The organism is Streptomyces sp. NPDC057939 (assembly GCF_042887545.1).
Classification (GTDB): Bacteria; Actinomycetota; Actinomycetes; order Streptomycetales; family Streptomycetaceae; genus Streptomyces.
In genome coordinates this window covers 1-1,145 of sequence record NZ_JBHVPG010000129.1, presented here as the reverse complement: position 1 = coordinate 1,145, position 1,145 = coordinate 1, and the positions used below count along the sequence as shown (strand labels likewise).

Sequence of the window (1,145 nt, the reverse complement as noted above, 5' to 3'; positions counted from 1 at the left end):
TTCCTCTACAGTTCCTGAAAAACCATTGTCCACTGCAATATCATAAGCAGACTTCCCAGTGACAATTGAGACATTAACCATCGGATTGAAGAAACTCATTTATGCGCCCCCAAAAAATTATATGTTATTCCTGACTCAGAAATTTTGAAGCTTGTGATAGGTGAATCGTGAGCGTCCATTTGAATGCCTTGTCCAGCTCTTAAATAGATAGGATTTCCACCATTGATTGATACGTGGCATTCCTGATCATTCGAAAAGCTGAATTTATAGAAAGAATATTTAATCGTCCAGGGTGCAGGTGGAGAAGGGATCACTTCATGGTTAGATTCTGACTTCTCAAGCATTGGACTCCCGATATATCCAGATCCTATTTGCATGACCAACAATCATTCCTTTCTTAATTAAAAATGAAAAAAAGGGGAGATGAGCTCCCCCGAGTTATTTTGGTTCTGTGTATTCCATTGCTTGATCACTGTCTGAGATACCTGTAGTGGTTGGATCCACTACAACCCCCATTGCAGTTAAAAACGTAAGTAAAGCATTAAATTTCTCAGTGAGATCATCACTAAATACAGAAATATCGTATCCGAAAGCAGATGCAATAGCTTGTGCAAACAAAAGAGTTGCAGAGAAGATTGCAACCAGGAATGTTTTCTTTTTAAGTCTTACTTTCCAGTTAATTTTAGTCATGAAATTCGCTCCTGTTCATTTTATTTAAGGCCAAAATGTATGAGTAACCAGGCTGCGACAATAGTCGCAATTACACTGGGCAGTACCTTAAACACAAGGTCTTTAGTAAACTGAGAGGGATCAATTTTGCGAGTAGAATCAGAGCGTTCCAATATTTCAACTCGATTGTCCAGTTTTTCATATGATTTACTCAGATTTTTTAAACTGTTGCTCATTTCGTTCAGAGTGCTGAACTGTTCTCTCGATTGTGCTTGAGAATCCTTATTAATTTCGACTTGCTGCTCAACAAGCGTAGCAATACGACCAATAACATTTGTTCTTTCTTCAAGAGAGTCAATTTTGTTATCAGTGTGCTTAGCTTTTTCTTCAAGTGCACTTAATCTTGAAATGGTGCTTTGCTCAAAGTTATCCATTTGTCACCAACCTTTGATAAAATAGAAAGGTGACATTACATC

General features: G+C 37.6%; 2 protein-coding genes. Both read right to left on the bottom strand.

All coding sequences use genetic code 11. From position 1 onward, the window contains the following. Positions 1–438: 438 nt before the first annotated feature. Complete coding sequence (locus tag ACFVS6_RS42955) at positions 439–690, bottom strand: phage holin (protein ID WP_014470077.1); 252 nt, start codon at positions 688–690, stop codon at positions 439–441. Positions 691–710: 20 nt separating this feature from the next. After that, positions 711–1,103, bottom strand: coding sequence for a hypothetical protein (locus ACFVS6_RS42950; RefSeq protein ID WP_014417852.1), 393 nt, complete (start codon positions 1,101–1,103; stop codon positions 711–713). Positions 1,104–1,145 lie beyond the last annotated feature (42 nt).

Bases quoted from the DNA above. Each gene is read 5' to 3' on its own strand.
- ACFVS6_RS42950 (WP_014417852.1), bottom strand. From the start codon at position 1,103: ATGGATAACTTTGAGCAAAGCACCATTTCAAGATTAAGTGCACTTGAA.
- ACFVS6_RS42955 (WP_014470077.1), bottom strand. From the start codon at position 690: ATGACTAAAATTAACTGGAAAGTAAGACTTAAAAAGAAAACATTCCTG.